This window comes from Peptidiphaga sp. (assembly GCF_057238965.1).
This window is the reverse complement of record NZ_DBHHEV010000037.1, coordinates 14,889-21,372: the sequence shown is the minus strand read 5'-3', so window position 1 is coordinate 21,372 and position 6,484 is coordinate 14,889. Positions and strand designations below refer to the sequence as shown.

The 6,484-nt window shown below is 65.0% G+C and carries 7 protein-coding genes; 6 read left to right on the top strand and 1 reads right to left on the bottom strand.

Translation table 11 applies throughout. The features are described 5' to 3' along the window. Both ACO48X_RS05995 and acpS read left to right on the top strand, forming a co-directional pair. Positions 1 to 469 (top strand): hypothetical protein (locus ACO48X_RS05995; protein ID WP_485001206.1); only part of this gene is annotated, 469 nt, incomplete at its 5' end. A 253-nt stretch (positions 470 to 722) separates the two neighbouring features. Continuing rightward, on the top strand, positions 723 to 1,157 hold the full coding sequence (acpS, locus tag ACO48X_RS05990) for a holo-ACP synthase AcpS (RefSeq protein WP_485001205.1): 435 nt from the start codon (positions 723 to 725) through the stop codon (positions 1,155 to 1,157). Between the two features lie 506 nt (positions 1,158 to 1,663). Here acpS and ACO48X_RS05985 read toward each other — a convergent pair. After that, a complete protein-coding gene (locus ACO48X_RS05985) occupies positions 1,664 to 2,857 on the bottom strand; it encodes an alpha/beta hydrolase (RefSeq protein ID WP_485001204.1) in 1,194 nt (397 codons plus the stop codon). A gap of 356 nt (positions 2,858 to 3,213) precedes the next feature. Here ACO48X_RS05985 and ACO48X_RS05980 point away from each other — a divergent pair, with 356 nt between their 5' ends. From ACO48X_RS05980 to ACO48X_RS05965, 4 genes are all read left to right on the top strand, one after another. Next, a complete protein-coding gene (locus tag ACO48X_RS05980) occupies positions 3,214 to 3,891 on the top strand; it encodes an LURP-one-related/scramblase family protein (protein WP_485001203.1) in 678 nt (225 codons plus the stop codon). A 90-nt stretch (positions 3,892 to 3,981) separates the two neighbouring features. Next, positions 3,982 to 5,289, top strand: a complete 1,308-nt coding sequence (gene glyA / locus ACO48X_RS05975) for a serine hydroxymethyltransferase (protein WP_485001202.1) — start codon at positions 3,982 to 3,984, stop codon at positions 5,287 to 5,289. Then, a complete protein-coding gene (locus tag ACO48X_RS05970) occupies positions 5,286 to 6,209 on the top strand; it encodes a bifunctional methylenetetrahydrofolate dehydrogenase/methenyltetrahydrofolate cyclohydrolase (protein ID WP_485001201.1) in 924 nt (307 codons plus the stop codon). Before glyA ends, ACO48X_RS05970 begins: the two co-directional genes overlap by 4 nt. Beyond that, positions 6,200 to 6,484 (top strand): endonuclease/exonuclease/phosphatase family protein (locus ACO48X_RS05965; RefSeq protein ID WP_485001200.1); only part of this gene is annotated, 285 nt, incomplete at its 3' end. The genes ACO48X_RS05970 and ACO48X_RS05965, both read left to right, overlap by 10 nt.

The following is a 6,484-nucleotide window of genomic DNA, read 5'->3' as shown; positions in this document are numbered from 1 at the left end:
GTTCCAGCTCGCCGGACTGACGCAGATCCTCGCCAGCGGTCTGATCCCGGGCAACAAGGCGCTCAACTGCCTCGACCCCGTTTTCGAGGAAGACCCCTATCTCGTGTGGCTGCGTTCGCCGTTCCAGCACGAGGGCGTCAAGGCGGGCCTTATCACCTCGCTCGGCTTTGGCCACGTCTCGGCCTTCATCGCGCTGGCTTCGCCGGACGCCTTCGAGGCGGCCGTGGCGCGCGCGCACGGAGACGAGGCCGCTGACGAATGGCGCAGGCGCGCCGACGCGCGCACCCATGCGGGCGCGGTTCGCCTGGAGAAGGCCATGCTCGGCAAGGCCGAGCTCTTCGAGGGCGTCAAGGACAGGCGCTTCGCCGGCGACGTCCACGAGGACGAGTCCGCGATGCTGCTCGATCCCGGCGCCCGCCTCGGCGCCGACGGCTTCTACCCGCGGGTCAGGGCCGACGGCGAGGAGTGACGGCTGAGCGGCGACCAGGCTGCTGCCGACCCCCGATTCGGGCGGTCGGCAGCAGCCTGGGTTTGCGGGTTTGCCCTCTCGACAGCCGCGGCCGACAGGGGGCGTCTGTGCGCTCGCCTCTGCGGCGCTTCGGGGGAGGCGAGACGCGCCGTCGTCCGGGCGCGCCAGGGCGGCCTTCGCCTTGCCCCGTCCGTTTGTTTCGGCTCATGCCGCATGAAGGAGAGCCTGTGCCGATGACGGGGGAGAGGATCCGATGATTCTCGGTGTCGGGTTGGACGTCGTCGACGTCGCAGCTTTCCGCGAACAGCTGGAACTGCCCGGAACGGCATTCGGGAGGGCATTCACGGCGCGGGAACGCCGCGAGGCCGCTGGAGCCAACGTCGCCGAGCGTTTGGCCGCGCGGTGGGGCGCGAAGGAGGCGTTCATCAAGGCTTGGAGCGCCGCGCTCAAGGGTCGGCCGCCGGTTCTCGGAGAGGTCGCGTGGCACGAGATCGAGGTGGTCACAGACGCCTGGCATCGGCCAGGGCTCGCGCTGCACGCCGATGTGGCAGAGGCTTTCGCCAATTCGGTGGGCCAGGCCCGCATCCACGTCTCGCTCAGCCACGACGGCCCGGTGGCCCAGGCTATCGTCGTCCTCGAATCCGAGGCCGCCGACGACGGCGCAGCCGGGGCCGATCCCGGAGAGTGAAAAGAACAATCCCGGATTGAAAAGGCGATCCGGAGCGGATCGAAAAGCGCGCCGTCGACTGACGGGCTGCGCGAAAGCCATAAACGGACCGCTGAAAGCTATAAACGGACCTAGTGAAGGCCTTGAAACTGCGCTGCGCCCCAATGAGTTAAGTTTAAAAGATCTGGATGGCTTTAATTTGGATGGCTTTAAAACAGAAGATTAGTTTTAAAGCAGCAGGTTAATTTTAAAGCGCTGAGTTAAGTTTAAATCACTTATCGCCGCGTTGCCCGGGCACGGCGTTGCAGACTCACCCGGGCGCGGCGTCGTCGGCGGCAAAAGAACGCCGTCTCGGGCCCTTCAGTGGAAGAAACGGAGTTCCGGGCCGAGCGGAGGAAAGAAGTCTCACGTTGAGCGGAAGAAAGAAGTCCCGCGTTGAGCGGAGGAAAGAAGTCTCACGTTGAGCGGAAGAAAGTTCCGGGCCGAGCGGAGACAAGCAGTCTCACACTCGGCAAGAGAAGGCGGTCTCACCCCGCTCGGAAGAAATACGGCAGGGCGTTGTACAGGTACGTGTGGGCGGACGTGTAGTTGTGGCCTTTCCCGTTCACGACGAGGAGAGTGAGATTCCCGTTGGCGAAACTCGTGTCCGTGTAGTCGAAGGCCTTTCTCTCCTCAAGCATCCTGTCCACCATTTTGGTCATGTAAGGCCCCACGCTGTCATCGGTTCCCGTCGCCGCGAAGATGAAGTAGCCCCTCCTGCCGGCGCCGGATTTTTGAGCGACGTTCGCAAGGTCCTCAACCCCCTGGCTGGGATCGTAGTTCCGCGAAAAGACGCTGCCCCTGTAAATCCCGCTGATGGGAAGGAAGTACTCGAAATATCTCAGATTGCTGCGGAAGACCGACCATGTGGCGCCTCCGCCCAGGGAGAATCCGCCAAAAGCGCGATGCCCCCGGGAGGCGGCGAAGGCCTCGGGGGTCGTGTTCGTCGCGTGCGTCCGATATTTGCCCTCTACGGCGGGCATGACGTCCTTCGTCAGCTCTGTCGGGAAAGCCGGGAAGGTCGAGGAGAATCGGTCGCTTCCCCGACGTATGGTCGGCATCGCGACGATCGTCGGCGAGATGCGCTTGTCGGCGATCATGTGGTCGAGAATGTTCTTGGCCGTGGTCGGATTGGATTGCGTTCCCAGCCACGTGCGCTCGTTCCCCTGCGAACCGTGCATGAGGTACAGGATGTTGTAGCGCTGAGACGAATTGTCGCGGTACCCGTAAGGAAGGTAGACGACGGCCTTTTTCGTGATCGTCGTTCCCGGCTTTTCGGGGTCGGAAGTGCGATACTCGATCGTCTCCAGCCGCCCGGCCTTTGAAGCCTCGCGCCGATAGGAGCTCGGTATTTCGGTGAATTGGAAGGGTTTGAAGGAGGACGGGGCCGACGTCGAAGAGGCCGACGCCGAGGGTCCGGCCGCGTCCGACGCGCTTGACGTCGCCGGGGCCGCCGTCGAATCGCTCTGCGCCGCTTTGGCGTATCCGGCCGGTGCGGGCGACGGACGCAGCGCGATCGGCGTCTCTTTGGCTGCCCCGCCCGATTTTCCTGTGCCTGAGGCAACGCTGCTCGGCACCCCGCCGGGAGAAGAGTCCCCGGCGCATCCGGCGAGGACGGGAGAGGCCGCGAGCGCAGCGCACAGAAGAGGGGCGGCGAGCCGGGAGCCCGGCCGTGTCGACATGTATTTCATCGTGTTCCCATTGCCGAGTCGAAAGAATGCAATGCAGTCGATTAAACAGTCTTAGTCTGGACGAATCCTGTGCGCAGGTCCGCGGACTGCCCTCGCATCCCCGAGGAAAGTTTGAGGCAAGTTCTCGAGAAAAATCTGTGGCGAAAGGGCTTTGATATGACACGGGGGAAGATAGGGCGGGCGAAGCGCTTTTGAGAGTTGATTGAATTGCTCTTGGAAATTGATCGACGTGTTCTCCTTGTGGCGGGGAATGCTTCCCAAAGGACCGCGCCTCCCCAGGGGTATGATGAAAACCTGGGCAAAGTCCAGGAAATGACAGAACAACTAATGGATGGCGGAGAACGCACATGAACAACGAAGAACGCAACATCGAACGTCGCGCAGACGAAGAAATCCGGGCGGACGAAAGGCCCCTCGCGGAGAGAACGCCCGTCCCGGGGACGGAAGGCATGCCGGATACGCGGGGCGAGGTGGTCGTCATGCGAAGGAAAAAGTCCTTCTCCTCCAACGATTTCGTCATTGAGGACGAAAATGGAGACGAACTGGGCGCAATAGTTGAGGCGGAAAGGAAAGCTCCGCGCTTCTTCAGAGCCTTTCGCGACTTCGACATAGGAGGTCCGCGCATCGGCCTTCGGGCACGAATCACCCGAAAAACGTTGAAGCCTCAAGAGGTCCGCGCACTTTACGCGGTTGTCGGCCCAGACGGCTCGCCCTTGGCGGAGGTGAGAGTAAGAACGACGTTCATCACGAAAATCGTCATTGTCCCGACCGAAGGCAAGCCGATGGAGTTTCGCATGAAGGGCCTGCGTCGGTTCGAGGTCGTCTCCCTCGAGTCGAAGGCCAAAATCGCCGCCGGGGACTTTCGCACGCGCAAAGGCATCCGCGTTTCTTTGGAGTTTTCCCCTGGCGTCTCATCGGAATGGCAGGCGCTGATCATGACGGCCGCGTTGGCATTCGATTTGGGGCGGAGGATTAGGAACGCGTTCTTCTCTACTATTCTTACGCGGCTGTTTTCGCGCGACTGATGTCGGGGTTTTAGCCGATCGACGCCTGAGGGCGGGCTGGCGCCCACGTCTTTGCTGATTGTGTCGGAGGCATCCGGTAGCCTTGAAGGGATGCCGAAAGAAGGAGGAAAAGTGAGGGATTTCGACCAGTCGGCCGCCGCCGTCGATCCCGAGGTGGCCGCCGTGCTCGAGGCGGAGTTGGCCAGGCAGCGTGGGACGCTCGAAATGATCGCGTCCGAGAACTTCGTGCCGCGAGCCGTGCTCGAGGCTCAGGGCTCGGTGCTGACCAACAAGTACGCCGAAGGGTATCCCGGCAGGAGGTACTACGGCGGGTGCGAAGAGGTCGACAAGGTCGAAACACTCGCGATTGAACGGGCGAAGAGCCTGTTCGACGCCGAATACGCCAACGTCCAGCCGCATTCCGGCGCGCAGGCCAACGCGGCGGTCTACCACGCCCTTCTCTCTCACGGCGACACGGTCATGGGGCTCCAGCTCGCCCACGGCGGGCACCTCACCCACGGGATGAGGATCAACTTCTCCGGCAAGAACTACAACATCGCCGCCTACGGGCTCAATCCCGAGACGCATCGCATCGACATGGACATGGTCCGCGAGCAGGCGCTTGCCGCCCGGCCGAAGATGATCATCGCCGGATGGTCCGCCTACCCGCGCCAGCTCGACTTCGAGGCCTTCCGGCAGATAGCCGACGAGGTCGGAGCCTTCCTGTGGACCGACATGGCCCATTTCGCCGGATTGGTCGCGGCCGGGCTGCACCCGAACCCCGTCGAGCATTCCGACGTCGTGACGACGACAATCCACAAGACCCTCGGAGGCCCCCGCTCGGGAATGATCCTCTCCCGCGACTCTTCGGCCTACGCCAAAAAGCTCAACTCCGCCGTCTTTCCCGGGCAGCAGGGCGGCCCGCTCATGCACGTCGTCGCCGCCAAGGCCGTCGCCCTGCGCATCGCCGCAACCGAGGCGTTCAAAGACAGGCAGGCCCGCACCGTCGAGGGGGCGAAGATCCTCGCGGAAAGGCTGAACGCGTTGGACGTCGCCGCGGCTGGAGTCGGCCTCGTCACCGGCGGAACCGACGTCCACCTGGTTCTCGTCGACCTGCGGAATTCGGACATGGACGGCCAGCAGGCCGAGGACCTCCTCGACGACGTCGGCATCACCGTCAATCGAAACGCCGTGCCGTGGGACCCCCGCCCGGCCGCCGTCACATCGGGGCTGCGCATCGGAACGCCGGCGCTCGCCACCAGGGGCTTCGGGGCAGCCCAGTTCGAGGAGGTCGCCGACATCCTCGCCGCGGCGCTCATCGCCGGGAGGGGCGCCGACGTCGAGGCGCTGCGCGGGCGCGTCAAGAGGCTCACCGACGAATTCCCGCTGTACGAGGGGCTCGAGCAGGTGCGCAAATGACGGGCGGCGTCCCCGAGGCGGGTCAGGGCGGGTCGCCGGCCGCGCGCAAGCTGGACGGCAAAGCGACCGCGGCCGCGATCAAGGCCGAGCTCGCCGAGCGCGTCAAGGCGCTGCGGGCCGAGGGGAAGGCGCCCGGGCTCGGCACGGTGCTCGTGGGCGAGGACCCTGGATCGGTGTCCTACGTGGCGGGCAAGCATCGCGACTGCGCGGAGGTCGGCATCGAGTCGATCCGCGAGGATCTGCCCGCGTCGGCTTCGCAGGAGGAGATCGTCGCCGCCGTCGAGCGGCTCAACGCCGACCCGGCGTGCACCGCCTACATCGTCCAGCTGCCGCTTCCGCGGGGAGTCGATCAGAACGCCGTCCTCGAGCGCATCGATCCGAACAAGGATGCAGACGGCCTCCACCCGACGAACCTGGGAAGGCTGGTCTTGTCGGTCGGCGGCGAAATTCGTTCGCCCCTTCCCTGCACGCCCGCGGGAATCCTCGAGCTGCTGAGCCGCCACGGGGTGTCGCTGCGGGGGAAGAACGTCGCGGTCGTCGGCCGCGGGGTCACCGTCGGCCGCTCGATCGGCTTGCTGCTGACCCGGCGGGGCGTCGACGCAACCGTCGTCAACTGCCACACCGGCACCGCAAACGTGGAAGAAATCGTCCGCCGCGCCGACGTCGTCGTCGCGGCGGCGGGCGTGGCCCGCCTCGTCACGCCCGAGTGGATCAAACCCGGCGCCGCGGTCGTGGACGTCGGAGTCTCGCGGATCGTCGACCCAGAAACGGGGAAGGCCCGCATCGTCGGCGACGTCCACCCGGACGTGGCCGAGGTCGCCGCCTGGCTCTCGCCCAACCCCGGCGGGGTCGGGCCCATGACCCGGGCGATGCTTCTGGCCAACGTCGTGGACATCGCCGAAAGGAAGACATGCGCATAGCAACGTGCAACGTCAACGGAATCCGCGCCGCGGCCCGCAAAGGCATGGGGGAGTGGATCGCGTCCGCGAAGGCCGACGTGCTGCTCCTCCAGGAAGTGAGGGCGCCCGAAGAGCTCGTGGCGCCGCTCGTCGGGGAGGGATACAAAGCGATTCCCTGGCCCTGCGAGATCAAGGGGCGCGCAGGCGTCGCGGTCGCGGTGCGCGACGGGATCGAAACGGGCGCCGTCGTGCGCGGGGTCAGCGACGACCAGCCGCCGGTCGACACCGGAAGATGG